Here is a 22,421-nt window from a genome sequence, read left to right as displayed (position 1 = left end):
TGGTTAAGATTACTATTTTTTGAACAAAGACAATATTAACTTTTAGAGCGAGAGGTCAAATTTTTGCTCTAAGTAAAAAAATAGTAGGACTTTAAATGAATACTGTGGAAATTCTCGAAGCACAGAAGCAGCTTGCACCCATAAGTCGACAAGCGGCTACTGAGGGCATTGTGCTACTAAAAAATAGTGATTCAATATTGCCATTGCAGGCTAGTGATACGGTGTCTCTTTTTGGTCGCTGTCAGATTGATACCTACCGAAGTGGCACTGGATCTGGTGGAGCTGTGAATGTCCCTTATTCCGTTAATGCATTACAGGGCTTGTATGAGAATCCAAACATCAATCTTAATCTCAGTTTGGTGGAGGTATACAAACGTTGGGTCAAGGACAACCCGTTCAATGACGGAGGAGGTGGTTGGGCAGCAGAACCTTGGTTTCAAGATGAAATGCCTCTTTCAAATTCAGTTGTGATGGATGCCGTTGCCAAATCTAACAAAGCCGTTATTTTTATCGGTCGAACGGCGGGTGAAGATCAAGATAATGCACAGCAGCAAGGCAGTTACAATTTAACCGCGCTAGAAATACAAATGTTGGAGAAAGTGACAGAATATTTTGATGATGTCATTGTGATACTGAACGTGACCAACATAATCGATATGTCATGGACAAGTTCACTTAAAGGTTCTGCTGCGATTAAGGCTGTTCTGTATAGTTGGGCCGCAGGTATGGAAGGTGGGCATGCTTTAGCTGATGTTTTATCAGGTGATGTTAGCCCGAGTGGACGTTTGACCGACACTATTGCGCACTCTTTATCTGATTATCCTTCCAGCGCTAGCTTCGGAAATAAAGAGCGTAATCTGTACCAAGAAGATATCTATGTCGGGTATCGGTATTTTGAAACTTTCAATCCTAAAGCTGTTCAATTTGAGTTTGGTTTTGGGCTGTCCTACACCCGCTTTTCCAATCAATTAAATGCGCTAACGATTCTTGGTTCTGGCTCTGAACAAGAGTTGGTATTTGACATTGAAGTTAAAAACATAGGTGAGAAATACAGTGGCAAGGATGTTGTTCAATTGTATGTTGAAGCGCCTCAAGGTCATCTTGGTAAGCCAACACGAGCACTGATCGGGTTTGTGAAAACACCGACCTTGGACCCGCAAGAAACGGTGTGTTTGACAATTTCATGTCCTCTATCTTCCTTCGCATCATTTGATGACTGCGGTAAAACGGGACACCCAAATAGTTACGTACTTGAAGCTGGAGAATATCACTTTTATCTAGGAGGAAGTGTTCGCCAAGCAAAGCTTGTTAGTGAGAGCGTTAAAATAGAAGAGCTGTTGGTTGTTGAGCAATTAACGGAAGCACTTGCTCCTGTCACCGGATTTAAGAGATTGATCCCCAAAGGCAACGTGGAAAATGGTGTTTACAGTTACGATTACGAATCTGTGCCGCTACGAACTATAGATTTGAGTAAACGTATTCTGAGTGAGCTTCCAAGTTCTATTCCTCTTAGTGAAGATACGGGCATTCGTTTACTGGATGTTAAGCAGGGGCGAGCGGACATTGACGAATTTATCTCGCAAATGACCGTAAAGCAGTTAGCGACAATTGTTCGTGGTGAAGGTATGTGCAGTCCTAAGGTGACGCCTGGTACTGCTGCTGCTTTTGGTGGTGTTTCGCCGAGCTTGTTTGATTTAGGCATCCCTGTCGTTGCTGCTGCAGATGGTCCGTCTGGTATCCGAATGGACAGCGGACATAAAGCATCTCAAGTCCCAATTGGTACATTATTAGGCTGTACATGGAACCCGGAGCTGAATGAGAAACTATTTCATTTAGTGGGGAAAGAGATGCAAGCCAATCATATTGATACGTTGCTTGGTCCTGGGATTAACATCCATCGCCACCCTTTGAATGGTCGAAATTTTGAGTATTTCTCAGAAGATCCATTTCTCTCAGGGGTAATGGCTGCATCTCAAACTCTTGGTCTTAAAGCTGCAGGAGTATCTGGCACAATCAAGCATTTGGTGGCGAATGATCAAGAAACGTCACGGTTTGATGTTGATAGTGTTGTATCACAGAGAGCGCTTCGTGAGATTCATCTGAAGCCTTTTGAAATAGCGGTAAAACAAGGAGGAGCTTCGAGTGTTATGACCTCCTACAATCCTATTAATGGTCATTGGGCAGCATCCAATTACGACCTCAATACTACGATTCTTCGAAAGGAGTGGGGCTATAAAGGGATAGTGATGACGGATTGGTGGGCAAAAATGAACGACCCAATCAAAGGTGGTGCTGAAAGTCGAAGTTACACATCCTTTATGCTTCGCTCTCAAAATGATCTGTATATGGTTGTTGAGCATGATGGTGCGGAAAATAACGTGTCGAATGACGATACGTTACAGGCGCTTGAAAGCGGGACGTTGAGCTTAGGGGAGTTGCAACGAAGCGCGATGAATATTTGTCGTTTTATTCTGGACTCTCCAGCAATGGGTCGCCCATTAGTCGCTTTTGATCCAGTTAAGAGCTTTGAGGCGACCCAAAATCTTAATAAACAACAGAGTAAAACTGATAGAGACTTTTGCTCTCTGACGGCAGAGCAACGTGCAATAGTATTACCACTTAATATCAGAGAAAACCGTAGCATTGTTTTGGAAGTTAAACAGGCTGGTGTGTATCGATGTGCAGGTATTGTTAATTACGATAGCGGCACCTTGGCTCAATCTGCGTGTAGTTTAAGTTTCAATAACGTGTACGCGATGTCTCTATCAGTGAATGGTACTAATGGCGAGGCAGTTTCAGTTGAGGGGCTCTCCGTTAAGCTTGATAAAGGCTTTTATTCTTTGGATATTGAATTTATCAAATTAGGCTTAGAATTGGAGCAATTAGAATTTTCGTTTATGCCTGAATAGAGCTGAGGGATAACAGTCGTTTATTTAACTCTCATTGCTCAAAAAAGAGGTAAAGTGAGAGAAAATAAACGACTATTTTGAGACTGAGTTATTGTGCTTTTTGATATTGCTTCATCGCGTCAACAAAGGAGTTTCGCATCCCTTCGATTCCTAATCGCTCAGATTCTTCAACGTAAGTCAGTGCTGCACTAAAATCTCCAGATGAAACCGAGTTTTCTATAAGAGTTTGATAAACCTCTTTCTTATTCAGTGTATTTTCCGTTAATAAATCTGATTGGGCTACGGTTGATTCTGGAATAATTTGTTGAACTCGATTTTGACGGTTTTGTTCTTCAACAACGGTGGTTACCGCTGTGAATTTAAAATCAAAGGAGACTTTCCCGATTGCAGCGTGGGGGATGGCGTAGTCCGTGTTATGAGCGATGTTTGCCTGGATATCGCCAGAGCGTATCGCCATATCACTTGGTTTTTCGACAGGAGTTGTTTCCGCGAGTGCTTCGCTGGTTGTGAATACGACCAAGTAAGCAGGAGCCTCGCCGTTTAAGTAACGTTCTTGCAGTTCTATTTGTGCGCCATATTGTGCACCATCAAGCAGGCTAAGTGGCTGGTATGTGATGCTTTCTTTACCAATAACATCTAGCGGCTGGTAATTTTTGTCTAAGACCAAAAGTGACGGAACGAATGCTGAATAATTAGCATTTGAAGTCACTGAAAAACGAATAGCATCTAGTGTTGTAGGAAGCTTTAGCCCTCCAGCAAAGGATCGGCCAGATTTGAACTCGATTTTAGGGCTTGCTGTGGTGATCGAAACAGATATTTCTTCTGGGTTCGTAATGCTTTGATATTGAATGGTACTCAGATTTTCGCAGCAGTTTTCGTTATTTTTTAGTGACTCTAGCCCCGGAGAAGTTTTGTGGTAGCTAACCGGTGACTCTGTCACTGTTGAACAGGCGCTGAGTGCGAATACCGCTGGTAGTATTGCTAAATATTTCATAATTTCTCACAGTTAAAAAAGCATATCTGATTCAGAGTGCCTAATTGATAATAGAGATACATTACAAGAAAGCGCTTTCTTTTTGAGTGACGAACGCCAAATTTAAAGAAATAGTCGCTAATAATTAGTACGAATTAGGTAACAGGCTTCAGTTGAGCTGTTACTTAGATTGAAAGTTAACGAGATACCGAACTTAACAACTGAGTAAAGCGTTCCCACGATTTTTGGTCAGCTTCTTGTTGATAGTTGTTTGAGTCGAATACAGTAAAGGCATGCGGCGCACCACTGTAGGTGATCATTTCATGCGGAACTTTGGCCGTTTCAAGTTCAGCTGCGAGGTTGCCAAAATCTTGCATTGAGATCATAGCGTCTGCCGTTCCATGGAACACGACAACAGGTGCTTTGGTTTGTGAGTAGTCGTGTCCTTTCGGTGTCGATAGACCACCGTGGAAGGTGACATAAGCTTTGGATGGAATTCCTGCTCTCGCGGCTTCCAATACGGCAGCCCCACCAAAACAGTAACCCATCATCACATTGTTATCTAAGTTACCGCCAAGCCTTTGTGCTTCCAAGGCTCCTGCATTGAGGAGCGCGCGCATTTTTTCTCTGTCTCTATACAGCTCGCCTGTGTGTTGTTTTTTGTCTTTCACTTCGGTTGGGCGGATGCCTTTACCAAACAGGTCGATGGCGAATACGTTGTAACCGAGTTCATTAAGCATCTCAGAGCGCTTCTTCTCGTAGTCGGTTAAACCATCCCAATCGTGTATTAAAAGTACTAAGGGCGCTTGATCGCTGGCTTCACTCCAATAACCTTCATATTCCATGCCATCAACCTGGTAGATGACGTTTTCTCCAGACAGTGCTGAAAAGGGAAGTAAAACCGAAAACAGACCTAGCGTAGTGAGTGTTCGCATACGTTATTCCTTTCGATGACAATGACGTTCCAATCGAAAGTATAGATAACACGACGATTCTCGCCAGATTGCTAGGTTGGCTTTGATAGATGAAGTAATGAAAGGGTCGCTAGGCTAATTTGAGCATAAACAACCACAGTGGCAGAGCATTATGGTTGTTCGGGGGGGCAAGGTTAGGGCATCAGAGAAATTACCAAGTTGTACTGGTGTTATCACTGTTGGAATTGCTGGTTTTGATATCGGGATACTTACGCTGATAGCGCGGTAACATAGACTCATTACCTAAGATGCCGCCTTGATGGATATAGATGATGGTTTTGTCTGGGTTATCTTCTTGCCACTGCTCTAAGCAATGCCACATTAATGGGTCGTAAAGCAGGTCAAACTCGATGTCGGTTTGCTCTTGTAGATCCAACCAAGTTTGATAATCCTGTTGATACAATTTTCCAAAGTGGTGCTTGGTTTTGAGCGGTAAGATCTGCGGGTGATCGGTTTCACCAAGTTCATTGAATTGCTGTGTTAAGTATTCACTGCCACCGACACACGCACAGGTTAACACCGGGATATTGTGCACTTTTAAATGCTTATGTAGATACAGTGCAGTGCTGCCTGTGCCTGCTGGTAGTGCAACCACAAAATCGTGTTTGTTTTCGAAGCGAGTCCAGCTGAGTATTTCCATCGCCAGTTGTTTCACACCGTACTCAGCAAGCTGAGAACGTCCACCTTCTGGTAACACAATGCACTGAGAGTCAGGCTGTCTTAGTTGCTCAATATATTCTTGTGGATGAAGCTCAGAGCCTGTTTCTTTGACTGAAATAACCTTAGCTTCAAGATCGATAGCGCCACGGTAGTTACCTAGCGGGCGTTCTTGTAGCCATTGAGGAATGTGGTCGACATAAAATTCAAGCGTCCAGCCTTTAATTTTAGCAAGTGCAGCGAGCGAGAACAGAGAATTAGCTTGAGCAGAACCGTAGCTGATTAAAGTGGTGACGTTTGGGTGCTCGTCTTCGAGTAGCTTCATGAACTTTCGGGCTTTATTGCCACAAAAATGGGAGTGAAGTTGATCGTCACGCTTTAAGAAAAAGGTGTGCTCATTGTATTGATGCTGAGTTACAGGGCTATTATTTAGTTTCATCGCACTTAGATAAAATGCTGACTAAAGAGCCAGCATTTTTATATCAAATAGGATTAGTAAGTATCTAGTAGCAAGCGAGTGCTGTAAACCAACTAAATCAAGTTTTCATTGGATATTGAGCTCTGCGTTACGAGTTTGTTCGCTCGATAATTGGTGAGGTTGAATCGGTTTGCAAGCTGATTTTTGCAGTGCACCCACCAGAACTACGGTTGACTAATTCAAAGCCCCAATGGAAGCGTTGGCACAAGTCATCGACAATCAATAAACCTAATCCATGACCATTCGGGTTATATTGCTCCTGAAGGCCTTCGCCTTGGTCTTCTATTACGATACTTTCTTGGGACAGGTTAATAGTGACAGTACCACTATTAGTCGCTGCAATGGCGTTCCTCAACAAGTTGCCGATCAACATATTCATTATTGCGCTGGTGGCTTGAATAGTTGGTTCTGATTGAACGTGTAAGTATATCTCGATTTCCTTTTCATCCGCTTGTAATGAGTTCTTGGAAATGATGGCTTCTAGCTCTTGCTGGCTAAACAAGCGCAGAGGTGCGTCGTCACTGTCTCTCTCATAACGGACTAAACCGAGCAGGGCGTCGACCATTTGTGACATCTGAACAATAGCATCATCAATACGTTCAACCTGGCGAGATTGAAATTCCGTGGTTTCGCTTCTTAAAAGTAATTTATTCGCACCACGAGCGACCGTTAGTGGGGTTCTTAGCTCATGGCTTGAATAGCGAGCAAATGCTTGTTCGCGCTTGAGCAAGGAGTTGATCTCTCTACGGTATTGATTGAGTTGGTCTGTTAACTGACGAAACTCAACTGCCGCATCATCGCTTACACCAAACTCTTCATTGAGGTTGAGCTTATTCGACTCAAGCTGTTCAGAAAGAGAGTTGAAGGGCTCGATCAGTCTCTTAGACAGGCGATAGAGCAACGCACCAAAGCCAAAAATCAAGATAGAAAGCAGTGTGAGTACAAAGGTGGTTGCGTACATGAGTTCAGAAACATCAAACTCAACAAGGTCTATCTCGGAAAGCAGGATAATTGGAAAGGTTTCTCCTTCGTCAGTGTATTCTCCCACATACACCATACGAGATTCTGGCTCTTCGCCGACTTCACCAATGAAGCTCTCTTTATCTTTAATAAATTTGTAATATTTGGCAGGAATGAATGAAGGATCGTTATAGGCGATTGTCAGATCATCTATCCTTAACTCACCACTTTCTCCTGCTTGAAATAACCTTACCGCATAATTTCGGTCAATCAGGATGCGTCTTTCACCGACCCGATCTTCTGACATGTAAAGCGCGGCAACAAAAACGACATAGACGAATGCAGATACGATCACGGCCATTAACCCAAAGAAAAGCGCTAAGCGGCCAGTTAAGGTTTTGGTGCTAGTGAGAACATTTAAGATCAATTCGATGGCTCCAAACGGAATCCAACTTTAGGTACGGTAATCAACATTGGGGTGTCAAAAGGTTTGTCGAGTTGATTACGCAGTTGATAGATGTGGCTACGTAACACATCGTTGTTGGGCTCGTCTTCTTCCCATAGCTTGTATGAGATATCTTCGCGAGTGACCACTTCAGGTGCGTTTTGGCACAGCATCTCCAGTATCGTGTAAGTGGTTGGGTTCAGTGCAAGTAATTTGTCTTGGCGGTACGCTATGCGTGTCTTTTGATCGATGGTGAGTTCATCGAACTGAAGTTTAGAAGAGGCGACTTTTCCGCGGTAACGACGAACCAACGCGTTCATTCTCGCTTCTAGAATATCCAAGTCAAAAGGCTTGGTGAGGTAGTCATCTGCACCGTGGTCAAAGCCTTTTAACATGTCTTCGCGGCTATCCAGTGCAGTGAGCATCAAAATGGGTGTTGCGTTGCCTTGGTCTCGCAGTTTATTACAAACGGTTAGGCCGTCCATTCTCGGCAGCATTAGATCTAATATGATGATATCAAATGAGTTTTCCATTGCGAGTTGCAGGCCCAGTTCGCCGTTGTCCGCATAATCGAGTTCCATACCAATACACTCAAAGTAATCAAACAAGACACCTGCAATTTCACGGTTATCTTCGACTAATAGAACTCGTTTCATTTTGATTCTCATACAGAAATAGACAGTAACATTATCCTGAGTGAGCGTGAAAAATATGTCAATAACATAACTTTCACTTATGGGAGGGTAGATTGACTCCAGATTAGAAAATAGAAGATTGTATTATGTCTGAACTTCATATTAGCCGCCCTAAGATATCTACTTCGCAGATTAACCCTGCGGTATCTCTGTCTATCATTGTGCCTTTTTACGATGAACAAGAGGTGTTGGAAGAGTTCCACTCTCGCCTAACTAAAGTTCTCGATAGCTTACCCATCACCAGCGAGATCGTTTATGTCGATGATGGTAGCAAAGACAACAGCTTGGACTTAGTGAGCTCATTCACTTCAATCAATAGCTCAATCTCGGTGATTGGTTTAAGTCGAAATTTTGGTAAAGAGTCAGCCATGAGTGCTGGCCTTGAGCATTGCCGCGGACAAGCGGTGATCCTGTTAGATGCAGACCTGCAAGATCCGCCGGAGCTTATTCCACAAATGGTTGCCAAATGGCGAGAAGGTTATGACGTCGTCAACATGCAGCGCAGCCAACGTGACGGTGAAACGTGGTTCAAGAAGTTTTCAGCGGCAAGCTTTTACAAAGTCATGAACGTGGCAGCAAAGATCGATGTTCCTGAAAATGTGGGCGACTTCAGACTGTTGAGTCGTGAAGTCGTCGATCATATCAACCAGCTTCCTGAACGTAATCGTTACATGAAAGGCATTTTCTCATGGCCGGGGTTCAGACAAGCGACGATTCAGTTTAAGCGTGACGCTCGCTTTTGTGGCGAGACCAAGTGGAACTACTTGAAGCTGATTGGCTTGGCGATGGATGGCATCACCTCGTTCTCAATTCGACCACTGCGCATTGCGACAGCAGTTGGTGGCCTCGTTGCCTTAACGGCTTTTGTGTATGGGGCGGTCATTGTGTTCAAAACCATGATGTTTGGTGAGCCTATCACTGGTTACCCGTCAATGATGGTTGTACAACTTGCCCTCGGCGGCATTCAACTTCTGAGTATTGGTTTAATGGGGGAATACATAGGTCGTATTTTTATCGAAACCAAGAATCGCCCTTTGTATCTGATCCAGTCTGTGGTTGATACACCCGCGTTAAAAACACATTTTAAATTAGAGGAGTCAGCATGAGCCTGAACAGAACGCACCTATGGTATTTGTTGGCTTTTGCATTGGTTTTAAGGCTTTTATCTTTGGCAACCTACCCATTAATGGACACCACCGAAGCACGCTACGGTGAAATGGCTCGTCTAATGGTGGAAACGGGTAATTGGCTAACGCCGCAGTTTGATTATGGCATTCCTTTCTGGGGTAAGCCGCCGCTATTTACATGGATGAGTGCTGCCGGTATTGAGTTGTTCGGCCTAAGTGAATTTGCCGTTCGAGCTCCTCATTGGTTCGCGGGTGTAGTAACAATTTTGCTGACGGCTTACATGGCGAAGCGAACAGGACAAAGCGCTTTAGTTGCAGCCGTTGTATTGGCGACATGTGGTATTTTTTCTATCGCTGCGGGTGCTGTGATGACAGACATTGCGTTAACCTTAGCGATGACTATTGCCATGCTAGGCTTCTACCTGTGTTGGAAGGGGGAAGGGAGTGCGAAGACTAATAGATACTGGGGTTACGTTGGCTTTATTGGTTTGGCATTAGGCTTACTTGCAAAAGGGCCAGTAGCGATTGTCATCATGGGTATCGCAGTATTCCCTTGGTTGGTCTTACAACACGGTTTCTTTGGCGCTTTTAAAGCGCTTTGGCAACGTTTCCCATTGTTGTCTGGTTTAGGTGTGATGTTAGCGATCGCTTTGCCTTGGTACATCATGGCAGAGATGGCGACACCGGGTTTCATTGATTACTTTATTGTTGGCGAACATTTTAAGCGTTTTGTTGTGAGTGGCTGGGAGGGGGATCTTTATGGATCTGCTCATGATGAAACACGAGGCATGATCTGGGTATTCTGGATTCAAGCCGCTGCGCCTTGGTCGATTGTATTACCGATATTGGCATTTGCTCGACGCAAGAGAATTGCAGAAATTAACGTTGAGAATAGCGGACTGTTTTCATTCCTTGTGTGTTGGTTGATTTCACCTTTGATTCTTTTCACTATGGCGGGCAATATTCTTCCTGCTTACGTGTTACCAGGTATTCCTGCTCTTGGTTTGTTGGTTGCTATACTCGTAGTGGAAAAAGATAAGAAGTGGTTCTCCAGCGTGGCCTTAGTTCTGCCAGTGTTGCTGATGATTGCGATGGTTTACCTAAACCTAGGTAAGGCGAACGAGAAGAGTGATCGTATCATCTTTGAACAGATTACGGATTCTGCGCCAAGCTTCTATGTGGGTAAGCGACCATTCTCAGGCCAATTTTATAGCCATGGGCAAGCAAAGAAACTGCTCGATATCGAGCAACTAGATGGCATCGACAAGTTCTACTTGATTGGTAAAAGAGCAGAAGTAGAAACCAAGATTAAAGACAACGCGTTAACTTGTATTTTGGAACCAACGGTGAAAATAAAGCGTGCTTTGTTTAGCTGTCATAGCCAAAACATCAAACCAAATTTGTCGTTGAGCCACATTCGAAGTGAAAGTGATGTTCAGCGTTAACTCAGGACTGCAAATGCTCAACAACAAGCTTCAGGCACACAGTCAAAAGCTCCAATCCCATCACAAGATGGTTCGATTTGCTGTGGTTGGTGCTGGTGGGTTTGTTGTTGATTGTGCGGTATTCGCCTTGCTGCATTACATTGTAGGTTTGCCTTTAATGACGGCGAGAATAGGCTCGTTCATTGCTGCTGCAACGACAACATGGTTTGGTAATCGCGTGCTGACTTTTGGGTTCAAGGGGAAGGGGAGTTGGTCTGATAAACTGATTCAGTGGCAAAAATTCATGTTCTCCGCATCGATATCAGCGGTACCTAATCTACTGTGCTTTAAGTTGATGGCAGAACTACTGCCAGTGTTTACTGGCGCTGTGTTTATCGCAATGGCAGTTGGTATATTGGTCGGTATGGTGACTAACTACCTGTTTAGTCAATATTGGGTCTTTACTCGTTAAACTGCTTGTAATCATATAGCCAAGTGAAACCTGATTAATCATTGATAACAGACATTAAAAAGCGCAGCTAAATAGCTGCGCTTTGTATTTCATTACTATTAAGTTATTGGCTCACAATATTAGCGTTGTGTCGCGCGTTGGCGATTCTTTCCGTTGCCAGCAGATTTGCCACCTTGACCATTGCCCGCTTTGTTGCGGTTTCCGCCGCTATTGCCTTGTGATTGACCACCAGGAGCTTTCTTAATGAAGCCTGTCGCTGGTTTACGAGCGTTGCCATTGCCGCTACCGTTTTGCTTTCCGTTTCCTTGGTTAGCATTGCCTTGGCTGTTGCTGCTAGCATTCGGCTTTTTACCACCAGATTTGGAATGGTTGCGTGGCTTCTCGCCGCCTAAACCCGGTTGAGATTTGCTGTGCTTAGTTGCAAAACGCTGTGAGCCGTGACGACCAGACTTACGACGTTGTGCTGGTGTTTGTGCATCAAAATCTTCTGCTGGTACTAGGCAGTTTGCTTTATCACCGATCAAGTGCTGTTTACCCATGCTGATCAGAGCTTCACGGATGATCTTCCAGTTTTCTGGATCGTGGTAACGAAGCAGTGCTTTATGCAGACGACGTTGACGGTCACCTTTCGGTACAGGAACATCTTCACGCTTCTTATATTTCACGCGCTTTAGAGGGTTCGTCTCTGAGTAGTACATCGACGTTGCATTACACATTGGCGATGGGTAGAAGTTCTGTACTTGGTCACACTCGTAGTTGTGCTTTTTAAGCCACATTGCAAGGTTAAGCATGTCTTCATCTTCTGTGCCCGGGTGAGCGGAGATGAAGTAAGGAATTAGGTACTGTTTCTTACCGGCTTCAGCGCTGTACTTTTCGAACATCTCTTTGAAACGATCGTAAGTGCCCATGCCCGGTTTCATCATCAGATCCAGAGGGCCTTTTTCAGTATGCTCTGGAGCAATCTTCAAGTAGCCACCTACGTGGTGAGTCACAAGCTCACGTACGTACTCTGGAGATTCAATCGCTAAGTCGTAACGAACACCAGAAGCGATCATGATCTTCTTAACGCCCGGTACTTTTCTTGCTGAGCGGTATAGGTCAATCGTGTGTTGGTGGTCTGTATTTAGCTTCTCACAGATCTTAGGGAACACACATGATGGGCGACGACAGTTAATTTCTGCTTTCGGATCTGAACAACCCAAACGGTACATGTTCGCCGTTGGACCACCCAAGTCAGAAATAGTACCGGTAAAGCCAGGTACTTTATCTTTAATGTCTTCGATTTCATCCAAGATCGATTCTTTCGAACGGTTCTGAATGATACGACCTTCGTGCTCTGTGATTGAACAGAAAGAACAACCACCAAAACAACCACGCATGATGTTCACCGAGGTTTTGATCATGTCGTAAGCAGGAATCTTCGCTTTGCCGTACATAGGGTGAGGTACACGCTTGTAAGCAAGGCCAAACACGTAATCCATCTCTTCAGTCGTCAATGGAATTGGTGCTTGGTTAACCCAAAGTTCACGGTCACCATGACGTTGAATCAAAGCACGACCTGAATACGGGTTTGTCTCTAGGTGCAAGATACGGCTAGCGTGAGCGTAAAGAATACGGTCGTTGTTTAGCTTTTCGTATGCAGGGATACGAACGGCTGTTGTTTTTGCATCGTGACGAGAAGGGCGAATCGTAATCGGCTGCGCTTTTACTTCTTCTTTCTCATCTTTCTTAGTATCACATTGCGTTTCCACTTCGTACGGGTTTACCGGTACGTAAGCTTTGTTCGGCTTTTCGATACGAGAAGAGTCGATGATTTTGAAGCCTTCAGGCGCTGCAGCAAGATTGATTGCTGTACCACGAATGTCTGTCAGCGTTGACATGTCTTCGCCATCAGCGATGCGGTGTGCCACTTCAACCAGTGCGCGCTCGGCGTTACCAAAAAGAAGGATGTCTGCTTTTGCATCAAACAATACAGAGCGACGAACTTTATCCGACCAGTAGTCGTAGTGCGCAACACGTCGCAAGCTCGCTTCAATACCACCAAGAACGATTGGCGTGCCTTTGTAGGCTTCACGACAACGCTGAGAGTAAACCAGAGTTGCACGGTCAGGACGCTTACCACCTTCGTTATTTGGCGTGTAAGCATCATCGTGACGTAATTTGCGATCAGAGGTGTAGCGGTTGATCATGGAGTCCATGTTACCCGCTGTAATGCCGAAGAATAGGTTAGGTTTACCTAGCTTCATAAAGGCATCTTTATTGTCCCACTTTGGTTGAGCAATAATGCCCACGCGGAAACCTTGGGCTTCAAGGAGACGGCCGATGATAGCCATACCAAAGCTCGGGTGATCGACATACGCATCACCAGTTACAATAATAATGTCACAGCTATCCCATCCAAGAGCATCCATCTCCTTTCTACTGGTAGGCAAAAAGGGTGCAGTTCCGTAGCACTCGGCCCAGTATTTTTTGTGTTCGTGAATAGGAGTGATATTGCTGTACATATTTCAACCTCTGATTTTTGAGGCGGGAATTATAGCGGCATGAGACTAGACTAGCCAGTAGAACATGCCCCTGTTAGTTCTGGTGTCTTTCGTCTTTTTACGGTAAATGGCGACAAAAGAGCCATAAAACAGCATAGTTGAAGCCTTGAATAGCGTCGCTAATTTATGATTTTGATTAGTGTTCGCAGCAGTTTTTGATATTATTCGCGAAAATAAGTCTGAAGAAGTAGATCCACAATGGTCGAAACGTTATTAGTACAATTTGCTCCGATGCTTTTAGGAGCCCAACTGATCTTAACCCTCATCCTGGTAAAAGGGGATATTTGCCCAGGACAACGTGGTCGTATCCACAAGATGTTGCCTGCGATTGGCGTGCTGTGGCTTGCCGTTGCTTCGGTTAAAATTGAAGCATTTCTTGTCGTATTCGCAATCTTTTATTTCTACTCACAAGTTCAAACTAAGAAGACTCGTGATTCTGGCCCTATCTGGGTGATGTATCTTGCTTGCGGTTTAGCGCTGTCATACGTTGCAATTCAAGCGACTGAACAAGTAACCACTGTCGGTATCATTACGACTCTGCTGTTGGTCGTATTATTAGGTGCTGCGTTTGGTCATTTATTGCTGACGATCGCAAGAACGCGTTTGCAAGCATTCCACCGTGTTTTGCCAGTGGTGGGTGTATTGACGGGTATGTTGGTGGTACTGGCAACAGTCGTGAATGTTTACTCACTCTCTGAAGCTCAGTTAGAGCCAGTAATTTCCACCTTGCTATTTAGCTTCGCTTTGTTGATCTCTTCTATCGTGGTGTGGTGTTGGCATCTACTGTTCGTCAAGACACCTGAAAAGCTGCAACTTACGGTTTCATTGCTGATGTTATTAGCGGCTGTTGTTGGTTTAACGCCAGTTTGGGCATTGTAACTTTGAGCATTGTAACCACGTATCTGATTTAAGAAGTGTGATCTGTTTTTTAGCGTGACCTTGGTAAGCGTTCTAAACTTAACTCTAGTCAGTGTGTTCGTAAGGAGTACGAGATGGATTTAAGCAACGTTAAAAGTCTGGATAGCATTATCTTGCTGGGAATAGTGAACGAGAAACTGCGCTTAGAGTGCGACAGTTTTGAAGAGCTCATTAGCATGTATGAGATGGATATAGAAAGTGTCGTCGGTAAGCTTGATATGCTTGGCTATCAATACGACCCACTGACTAACCAGTTTAAATCTTACGCAAGATAGTCTATTTTTCGCGAATCAACAGATATCGAAAATCATCAGTACTGAAACTAAAAAGTCACAGATTAGCTGTGACTTTTTTTGTTTCTGACGTTTGTCTCTTGTGCTTGGCGTAAGCGGAGTTAGCTGACGATGGTTATCGTTAAACGACCTCAATACCATCAAGGTGACTCTTGCTCTGCTGTCTTGCAGTGCTGAAGAATGCTTGCAGGTAACGCTTGTCTTTTTCTGAGTTTCTTACCGCTGCAAACAGTCTTCTTGAAAGCCCTTTACCTAACGGTTTACTGGCGATTAAGCCCTGTCTTGAAAACTCACTGATTGCCCAGTTTGGCAATGCCGCGACACCTAATCCTGCCGATACCATTTGTACTAACATCAATGTGTTGTCTGCCTGTTTCCATTTCTTTGGTTCTATGCCAGCAGGTTGTAAAAAGTGCTTCACAACATCCAAACGCTGCTTTTGAACAGGGTAGGAGAGCATAGTGAGACCGCTAAGATCTTGCGGATCAATGCTTGGCTTGTCAGCCAAAGGCGAGTTAATTGCAGTGATCAAACGCATCTCGAAATCGAAAAGTGGCTCATAGTGAACCTCTGAACGTGGCTGAATATCTGAGGTGATCACCAAGTCTAATTCACCAGCCATTAATGCGGGTAGGGGTTCAAAACCAAAGCCTGACGAAAAATCTAATGTCACACTCGGCCAAGCAACTTGGTACTCCTTCAAAGCGGGCATTAACCATTGGAAGCATGAGTGACACTCGATCGCCATGTGCAAACGCCCATTCACGTCCTCTTTTAGGCTTGCGAGTTCGTTCTCTGCTTTAGCGATTCTTGGCTGTATCTCATCGGCGAGCTTAAGCAAAATCTCACCTTCAGAGGTGAATTTAACTGGCCTCGTTTTACGCAGGAAAAGCTGACCGCCAATACGCGCCTCAAGGTCTTTCAATTGGTGAGAAAGCGCCGATTGAGTTAGGTGAAGAGAGGTCGCTGTGGCTGTGAGTGAGCCGCTGTCTCTTAAGGTGGTCAATGTTCGCAGATGTTTAAGCTCTATCATGAGTATTCCTCATATTCCCTAAGCCAATTCAATATTTCTTAATAATCACCCTACGGGGTTTTTTATTATTTGTAAACGTCTAGATGTCCAGATGGATTTAATTGTGTTCATCTCTGACTCGCTGATGATGAATATTTTTAATAAACAAGATGAATATTTGGACGTTGTTCGTCGAGCTGATTCGGTAGATAGTTTAGCCATCCGGACGCCTTTTTATGAAAGCAAGAACACAATAGGCAGTCTGAAAAGATACTAACAATTATTGAATAAGGAATCGGTTCATGACGACAACAACTCATATTCTTGGATACCCACGTATTGGTGAAAAACGCGAACTCAAATTCACACTAGAGAAGTACTGGCGCGGTGAAATTGATCAATCTGAACTCAAACAACTAGGCAGCGAGCTGAGAAATCGTAACTGGAATGTACAAGCTGATGCGAATCTTAGCTTTGTAACTGCGGGTGACTTCGCATGGTACGACCATGTGTTAACAACGACTTTGCTCTTGGGCCATGTACCAAAACGTCACGCTGGTGGATCTGAAGAAGAGAAAGCCTTCCCAGACTTAGATACCTTGTTCCGCGTTGGCCGCGGGCAATCTCAAACTCAAATACAATCTCAAAAGCTGCCAACTTGTTGTGGCGGGAAACATGGTTCAGAAAGTGCCAAAGATGGTACTGCAGCATCTGACATGACCAAGTGGTTCAACACGAATTATCACTACATTGTTCCAGAGTTCAGTAAAGATGATTCGTTTGAAGTGAGCTGGCCACAACTGTTTGATGAAGTGAATGAAGCCATTCAAGCTGGGCATAAGGTGAAGCCAGTTCTTCTAGGTCCGCTGTCTTACTTATATCTAGGCAAAGAAGTGGAAGAGGGCTTTGACCGTTTAACCTTGCTTCCACGTCTACTTACTGCCTACCAAGCGATTTTAGCTAAGCTTGCCAAGTTGGGCGTTGAGTGGGTGCAAATCGATGAGCCCATACTATCCCTGGAACTTGAAACTAAGTGGGCTGATTCATTCAAACTGGCTTATCAAGTGATTCAAGGCGATGTGAAACTATTGCTTACTACTTACTTTGATTCGGTGACTGATACGTTAGATAAAATCGTAAAACTGCCAGTGAATGGTTTACATATCGACTTGGCTGCCGCACCGCAGCAACTTGATGAAGTGGTGAATAAACTACCTGAAGATTGGGTGCTCTCTGCAGGTGCAATCAATGGCCGTAATATTTGGCGAGCTGACTTAGCCGCGCAGCTTGAGTTACTACAGCCAGTGAAAGAGAGGCTAGGAGACAAATTGTGGGTCGCAAGTTCATGTTCGTTGCTGCATAGCCCAGTCGACCTTGAGTTAGAAGAGACACTCAGCGAAGAAGTGAAGAGTTGGTTTGCCTTTGCAAAACAGAAAGTGACTGAGGTGAGCTTATTGGGTGCAGCGCTGGACGGCGATCAAAATGCCATTTTAGCGTGCGAGACTTATAGCCAGCCGATTGTAGCTCGTAAGAGTGCAACTCATGTTAATAAGCCACAGGTACAGGCTCGCCTCAACACGATTACCAAAGCACTCGCTGACCGTAGTGCCCCTTACCCAGAGCGAGCTGCACATCAGTCGGAAGTTTTAGGTTTACCATTACTGCCAACGACTACGATTGGTTCTTTTCCACAGACTGGTGAGATACGTGTTCAGCGCAGCGCTTATCGCAGCGGGAAATTGAGTGAAGCGGAATACACGACTGCACTAAAAGGTCATATCGCCGATGCGGTGAAGCGTCAAGAAGCACTCGATTTAGATGTGTTGGTGCATGGAGAAGCGGAACGTAACGACATGGTGGAGTACTTTGCAGAGAACTTAGCAGGTTTTCAGACCACCAAATTTGGCTGGGTACAAAGCTACGGCTCTCGCTGCGTGAAACCTGCGATTGTGGTCGCGGACATTGAGCGTGAAAAATCGATGACGGTTGAGTGGTCGACTTATGCACAATCACTGACATCTAAGCAGATGAAAGGCATGCTGACTGGCCCGGTCACTATTTTGTGTTGGACGTTCCCGCGTGAGGATATCTCGCGTAAAGATATTACTAACCAATTAGCATTTGCGCTGCGTGATGAAGTATCTGACCTACAAGATGCAGGAATCAACATTATTCAGATTGATGAACCTGCGATTCGTGAAGGCTTACCATTGAAAAAACGTGACCATGCAGAATACTTAGAATGGGCAGTTGATGCCTTTAAGATCTCAGCCGCGAGTGCCAAGCCTGAGACGCAAATCCATACACACATGTGTTACAGCGAGTTCAACGAAATCATTGATTCAGTGGCCGCACTAGACGCTGACGTAATTACCATTGAGACCTCTCGTTCGAATATGGAATTGCTTAAAGCGTTTGAAGAGTTCAATTACCCGAATGCTATTGGTCCAGGTGTTTACGATATTCACTCACCAAACATTCCATCGCAAGAGTGGATCATTGGTCTGTTGAAGAAAGCAGCGGAGAAAATTCCGGCAGAACGTTTATGGGCAAACCCAGATTGTGGTCTAAAGACACGTAATTGGGCAGAAACAGAAGCAGCACTGACTAACTTAGTCTCTGCGACTAAGGCACTGCGTAAAGAGTGGGAAGCCACAGAAGCTTAAGCATAGCTGATTTTAAGGTTTGATTACCAAAAAAAACAAAGGCCTCGCAAATGCGAGGCCTTCTGGTTATATGCTTGTTCAAATCTCGAATCTAACTGCTGCTCTGACACGTCTCTTTACTGATTAGCTTTTCAACCATCAATTGTCCGCGAGTGTTGCGAATCTTGATGTTATAAGCCAAGCCCATGTCTAGGTTTGCTCTTACTTCTGAGTTAGTGCAGTAGCTATTCACACTCATATCAACAACTTGGTTTAAAGGCTTCGCACCTTTAGCATCTTGGTTGTAGATCATCATGATTTCAATCACGGTGTTTTTTGCGAGTACTCGCATGACCGACAACGGGCCGTACTCAATCGGCAAGCCGGCAGATAAAACGCCAGCACGGTGCTGAGCCATCATCTCTAGCTGTCTTTGTTCGTCATGCTCACTTGATGAACAGCCTGCAAGCAGAGCTAAAGCCAGTGAGCCAATAATCCATTTTTTCACGTTAAAATACTTTCTTGAATGGTTTAACAATAACATTTTGGTAGACACCAGCAGCGATGTACGGGTCTGCGTCTGCCCATGTCTGTGCATCTTCTAAAGAATTAAACTCAGCAATCACAGTCGAACCTGTGAAGCCTGCTTCACCAGGGTTATCTGAGTCAATGGCTGGCATTGGGCCTGCTGTTAACAGTCGGCCTTCATCGTGAAGTGTTTGTAGGCGTTCTAAATGTTGTGGGCGAACACTTAGGCGTTTTTCTAATGAATTTTCGACGTCTTGAGAAAAAATCACGTACCACATATTGAGATATCCTTATTTTACTTCACTAAATTGGGGCGTTTAAATTCGCTATCTTGCTAATTTACGCGAACTAATTGGTATTGGAAGGACTAATGATAAGAAATTGTGAATTGGTGCGGGAGAGTGAGAAGGTCTTTAGCATTTTTAATCGAAATGGCTAAAGACCTTACAGTGCGATAGGGCTGTCTAAAGTCCTATTTATTGATAGGGCGAGGCTTGCCACTTTCATCAACTGCCACGTAATTGAACGTCGCGCCACACACCTTGTAACGGTCGCCGATACCGTGATCAAGTACAGGCTTAACCCATACTTCTAGGTCGATATTCATCGAGCTACGACCAATTTTAGTACAGTCACCATAAACGCACACCACATCACCTACTGAAACCGGCTGTTTGAACTCGATACTCGATACTGAAACGGTGACTATTTTGCCGTTAGAGATCTCTTTTGCCAGTATGCCGCCAGCAAGGTCGAGTTGAGACATTATCCAACCACCGAAAATCTGGCCTGCTGCATTGGTATCAGAAGGCATCGCCAAGGTGCGAAGAAGTAAAGAACCAATTGGGTTCAAAGTTGATTGAATCGTCATTGTAGTACTCTTGGTGGTATTGATTATCTTAAATAAAAACTGATGTGTTGACTGGTTGGGTACATTGGCAAATGAGTGCAATGAACAACAAGAAACCAGATGGCCGTTAATTTAGTGAGATTGTCACTAAATAATAGGCTTTATTTTGACCAGTTTCCGCAACACAGAAAAGCCAACGGCCAATGATCACGAGTATCATTGGCCGCTAGGTATAGCATATTGACAAGAATTGTAACAAAAACGGAATGAGGACTCACCCCTTGGGGTTACTTCTCGTCAGTATTTTTATCAGTTAGCTCTTGCTGCTCTTTTTGTAGCTGTTGATCTTTTGGTAAATGCTTATAGATGTAGGCACCCGTAAGCAGCGTAAATAGTAATGTTGCTATTAGCAGGCCAAACACCTTGAAGTTAACCCACACATCCAATGGTAGGCTGAAAGCAACGTAAACGTTGAGAATGGCACATAGGGTAAAAAATAGAGTCCAAGCCCAGTTGATCTTGCCCCATATGGCATCAGGCAGTGTGATCTCTTTACCCAACATGCCTTTAATTGCTGATTTTCCCATAAGGTGGCTGGCTGTCAGGCCAATAGCGAATAGAGCGTAAACGATCGTCACTTTCCATTTTATGAAGTTGTCGTCGTGCAAGAAGATGGTCATGCCACCAAATACGGCAACCATAAGGAACGTGATGATCTGCATTTTTTCTACTTTCTTGTAGAGGAAGTACGTCAAAATAATTTGAACTGCAGATGCAACGATCAAAGCACCAGTCGCTGTATAGATGTCATACATCTTATACAGCGCAAAGAAAATAATGAGAGGAATGAAATCAAGAATTTGTTTCATGAGGCACTGACTATCCAGTTAATTGAGTTGCAGACAGTCTAACGAAAACTGTCTCGATGCTAAATAGCCCGAGACAATTGGGTACTAATTAATTCAATCTAACCGCTCATCGTGTTTAACGAGTTTTAACAGATTATCTCATTGACGAGGTTTGGTAGCGAGGTATCAGCTTCTTGATGTCTTCAAGGTAGCCTTCGCTCTTCAAGCTATCTAAGGTATTTTCGAGTTCTTGCTCACTCATGGCAAAACACGTCGATTTACCCGTTGTTAGATCTAGGTACTCGTGATATTCACGCTCTGTGAAGTGGCCAATTCGATCCATTAGCAGGGTTTTAATTCCATGGTGAATTAAGCCGTAATACGTATGTCTTTGTAAGGTCATAGCCTATCCTCCGTGACAAGCTGCAGTGATAATGATGCAACCTGCTGTATATTGGTTGGGTTATCTATGACAAAGCAATTCGAATGCCATTTTTTCCAATTGAATAGAGCGTCTCCCCAATCAAATAGAATTGAACTTCTTTTCAATTAGTTAAAGGAACGTACGTTCTATTCTCTAAACACCAATACGGGGCTGACGGAAAATAGTTTTATTTTGAGAATGGTAAAATTCTCATTATGACGATCTACTGAAGCTTTTAGGCTCCTGAATTGGCAATTTGATAACCGTTAATCGACTAGCCAATCGACTAAGGTTGATAGCGAGGCATTCTGACGGTTTTTGGGTTGTAATAGGAAGTATCCATTTCCCGAAAAGACACTGCCTTCACTCACTTTCACCAATCTACCTAAATCAATATCTTGCGTGGCCAGCGTGATGTCGCCTATGGCAATACCAAACCCTTGAATGGCAGCATTCATAGCTTGATCGAGTGTCGCGAATTGCTGGTTGTTCTTACTTGAAAGGTCGTGGCTTCCTATGTGTTCCAACCAAAGTCGCCAATCACTCTGCTCATTGTTAGCGTGTAGCCAAGTGTATTGGGCAAGCTTGTGTGGCTTGATGATGGTCGACGCGTCGTTGACAAGATGGCTTTTGGTAATGCTTTGCGCTTGGCAGACAGGAGCTAGTTGCTCGTTGAACAGTAGTTGGCTAACAATTGAGTGTTGGTTTGGTTTCTTGCCATAAATAATCACCGCATCGAAGGGATCAAAGCTTGGCTCAAAAACGTGCTTGATGGTCGACGTGAGCTCGACATCAATATCAGGATAGGCCTGTTGAAAAGACATCAACTTAGGCAATAACCAAGAGGTAATACAGCTCGGTGCGTTGAGTTTGATCTTGGAGGGAGAGCTAGCCACTTGATTTAGAGCCGATTGCAGTTGATGAATCGTTCCTTGTATCAAGGGAACCAGTTCTTCTCCTTTCGGCGTTAAAGACAGCCCGCGAGCATGACGATAGAAGAGATCACAGCCAAGGCTTTCTTCAAACGACAACACCTGACGACTGACTGCACCTTGCGTGACATTGAGCTCATGTGCAGCTCGCGTAAAGTTGAGATGCCTTGCCGTAGACAAAAACGCGAGTAAGGTTTTGGTTGAAGGTAGTGTGCGATTCATATCTTGACCTATGATTTTTTATCATGGCTATTATGTGATTATTTCGATTCATTTATCAATAGTGTTCTGTTTGAATGTAAATACTTAATCAT

20 protein-coding genes are annotated in these 22,421 nt (G+C 44.2%); 7 read left to right on the top strand and 13 right to left on the bottom strand.

Annotated features, from left to right (window positions below; genetic code table 11):
• The first annotated feature begins 95 nt into the window (after positions 1–95).
• Positions 96–2,909 (top strand): glycoside hydrolase family 3 protein, encoded by a 2,814-nt coding sequence (locus tag FTW16_RS19115; RefSeq protein WP_146492160.1) that lies wholly within the window; start codon positions 96–98, stop codon positions 2,907–2,909.
• 88 nt (positions 2,910–2,997) lie between these two features.
• Here the strand turns inward: FTW16_RS19115 and FTW16_RS19110 are convergent, their stop codons facing one another.
• The 5 genes from FTW16_RS19110 to FTW16_RS19090 all read right to left on the bottom strand — a co-directional run bounded on the left by FTW16_RS19110 (position 2,998) and on the right by FTW16_RS19090 (position 8,052).
• On the bottom strand, positions 2,998–3,903 hold the full coding sequence (locus FTW16_RS19110; protein ID WP_146492159.1) for a MalM family protein: 906 nt from the start codon (positions 3,901–3,903) through the stop codon (positions 2,998–3,000).
• Positions 3,904–4,079: 176 nt separating this feature from the next.
• Positions 4,080–4,817, bottom strand: a complete 738-nt coding sequence (locus tag FTW16_RS19105) for a dienelactone hydrolase family protein (RefSeq protein ID WP_146492158.1) — start codon at positions 4,815–4,817, stop codon at positions 4,080–4,082.
• Positions 4,818–5,007: 190 nt separating this feature from the next.
• Positions 5,008–5,952, bottom strand: a complete 945-nt coding sequence (locus FTW16_RS19100; RefSeq protein ID WP_146492157.1) for a 1-aminocyclopropane-1-carboxylate deaminase/D-cysteine desulfhydrase — start codon at positions 5,950–5,952, stop codon at positions 5,008–5,010.
• A 127-nt stretch (positions 5,953–6,079) separates the two neighbouring features.
• The gene (locus FTW16_RS19095; RefSeq protein ID WP_146492156.1) at positions 6,080–7,378 is read right to left on the bottom strand and encodes a sensor histidine kinase; all 1,299 of its coding nucleotides are present in this window, start codon (positions 7,376–7,378) and stop codon (positions 6,080–6,082) included.
• Positions 7,375–8,052 (bottom strand): response regulator transcription factor, encoded by a 678-nt coding sequence (locus FTW16_RS19090; RefSeq protein WP_146492155.1) that lies wholly within the window; start codon positions 8,050–8,052, stop codon positions 7,375–7,377. Before FTW16_RS19090 ends, FTW16_RS19095 begins: the two co-directional genes overlap by 4 nt.
• Positions 8,053–8,177: 125 nt before the next feature.
• Between FTW16_RS19090 and FTW16_RS19085 the strand changes: the two genes are divergently transcribed.
• Genes FTW16_RS19085 through FTW16_RS19075 form a run of 3 tightly spaced genes read left to right on the top strand, consistent with a single transcriptional unit; the run spans position 8,178 to position 11,114 of the window.
• Positions 8,178–9,197: a glycosyltransferase family 2 protein gene (locus FTW16_RS19085; RefSeq protein ID WP_146492154.1), complete on the top strand. Its 1,020-nt coding sequence runs from the start codon at positions 8,178–8,180 to the stop codon at positions 9,195–9,197.
• The gene (locus FTW16_RS19080) at positions 9,194–10,663 is read left to right on the top strand and encodes an ArnT family glycosyltransferase (protein WP_146492153.1); all 1,470 of its coding nucleotides are present in this window, start codon (positions 9,194–9,196) and stop codon (positions 10,661–10,663) included. The genes FTW16_RS19085 and FTW16_RS19080 overlap by 4 nt, the downstream gene beginning before the upstream one ends.
• Complete coding sequence (locus FTW16_RS19075) at positions 10,650–11,114, top strand: GtrA family protein (RefSeq protein ID WP_146492152.1); 465 nt, start codon at positions 10,650–10,652, stop codon at positions 11,112–11,114. The genes FTW16_RS19080 and FTW16_RS19075 overlap by 14 nt, the downstream gene beginning before the upstream one ends.
• Positions 11,115–11,233: 119 nt before the next feature.
• Here the strand turns inward: FTW16_RS19075 and FTW16_RS19070 are convergent, their stop codons facing one another.
• Positions 11,234–13,525: a YgiQ family radical SAM protein gene (locus tag FTW16_RS19070; protein ID WP_409994453.1), complete on the bottom strand. Its 2,292-nt coding sequence runs from the start codon at positions 13,523–13,525 to the stop codon at positions 11,234–11,236.
• 330 nt (positions 13,526–13,855) lie between these two features.
• Here FTW16_RS19070 and FTW16_RS19065 point away from each other — a divergent pair, with 330 nt between their 5' ends.
• Both FTW16_RS19065 and FTW16_RS19060 read left to right on the top strand, forming a co-directional pair.
• On the top strand, positions 13,856–14,536 hold the full coding sequence (locus FTW16_RS19065) for a hypothetical protein (protein WP_146492150.1): 681 nt from the start codon (positions 13,856–13,858) through the stop codon (positions 14,534–14,536).
• 113 nt (positions 14,537–14,649) lie between these two features.
• Entirely contained in the window at positions 14,650–14,850 is a 201-nt protein-coding gene (locus FTW16_RS19060) for a DUF4250 domain-containing protein (RefSeq protein WP_004741624.1), read from the top strand.
• Between the two features lie 139 nt (positions 14,851–14,989).
• Here the strand turns inward: FTW16_RS19060 and FTW16_RS19055 are convergent, their stop codons facing one another.
• Positions 14,990–15,901, bottom strand: coding sequence for a LysR substrate-binding domain-containing protein (locus FTW16_RS19055; protein ID WP_146492149.1), 912 nt, complete (start codon positions 15,899–15,901; stop codon positions 14,990–14,992).
• 281 nt (positions 15,902–16,182) lie between these two features.
• Between FTW16_RS19055 and metE the strand changes: the two genes are divergently transcribed.
• Entirely contained in the window at positions 16,183–18,546 is a 2,364-nt protein-coding gene (gene metE, locus FTW16_RS19050; RefSeq protein ID WP_146492148.1) for a 5-methyltetrahydropteroyltriglutamate--homocysteine S-methyltransferase, read from the top strand.
• Between the two features lie 91 nt (positions 18,547–18,637).
• Here metE and FTW16_RS19045 read toward each other — a convergent pair whose 3' ends face one another.
• The 6 genes from FTW16_RS19045 to FTW16_RS19020 form a co-directional block, all read right to left on the bottom strand.
• Positions 18,638–19,033 carry a GspS/AspS pilotin family protein gene (locus tag FTW16_RS19045; protein ID WP_146492147.1) on the bottom strand — a complete coding sequence of 132 codons (396 nt, stop codon included), beginning with the start codon at positions 19,031–19,033 and terminating at the stop codon, positions 18,638–18,640.
• 1 nt (position 19,034) lies between these two features.
• On the bottom strand, positions 19,035–19,331 hold the full coding sequence (locus FTW16_RS19040; protein ID WP_017063533.1) for a YciI family protein: 297 nt from the start codon (positions 19,329–19,331) through the stop codon (positions 19,035–19,037).
• A gap of 194 nt (positions 19,332–19,525) precedes the next feature.
• Complete coding sequence (gene yciA, locus FTW16_RS19035) at positions 19,526–19,924, bottom strand: acyl-CoA thioester hydrolase YciA (protein WP_017061510.1); 399 nt, start codon at positions 19,922–19,924, stop codon at positions 19,526–19,528.
• A gap of 266 nt (positions 19,925–20,190) precedes the next feature.
• Positions 20,191–20,772 (bottom strand): septation protein A, encoded by a 582-nt coding sequence (locus tag FTW16_RS19030; protein WP_146492146.1) that lies wholly within the window; start codon positions 20,770–20,772, stop codon positions 20,191–20,193.
• 133 nt (positions 20,773–20,905) lie between these two features.
• Positions 20,906–21,154 (bottom strand): hypothetical protein, encoded by a 249-nt coding sequence (locus FTW16_RS19025; RefSeq protein WP_017069991.1) that lies wholly within the window; start codon positions 21,152–21,154, stop codon positions 20,906–20,908.
• 287 nt (positions 21,155–21,441) lie between these two features.
• Positions 21,442–22,329: a LysR substrate-binding domain-containing protein gene (locus FTW16_RS19020; protein WP_146492145.1), complete on the bottom strand. Its 888-nt coding sequence runs from the start codon at positions 22,327–22,329 to the stop codon at positions 21,442–21,444.
• Between the last annotated feature and the right edge of the window lie 92 nt (positions 22,330–22,421).

Origin of the sequence: Vibrio sp. T20 (genome assembly GCF_007858795.1) — a bacterium.
Classification (GTDB): Bacteria; Pseudomonadota; Gammaproteobacteria; order Enterobacterales; family Vibrionaceae; genus Vibrio; species Vibrio satsumensis.
This window is presented reverse-complemented; position numbering and strand designations above follow the sequence as displayed.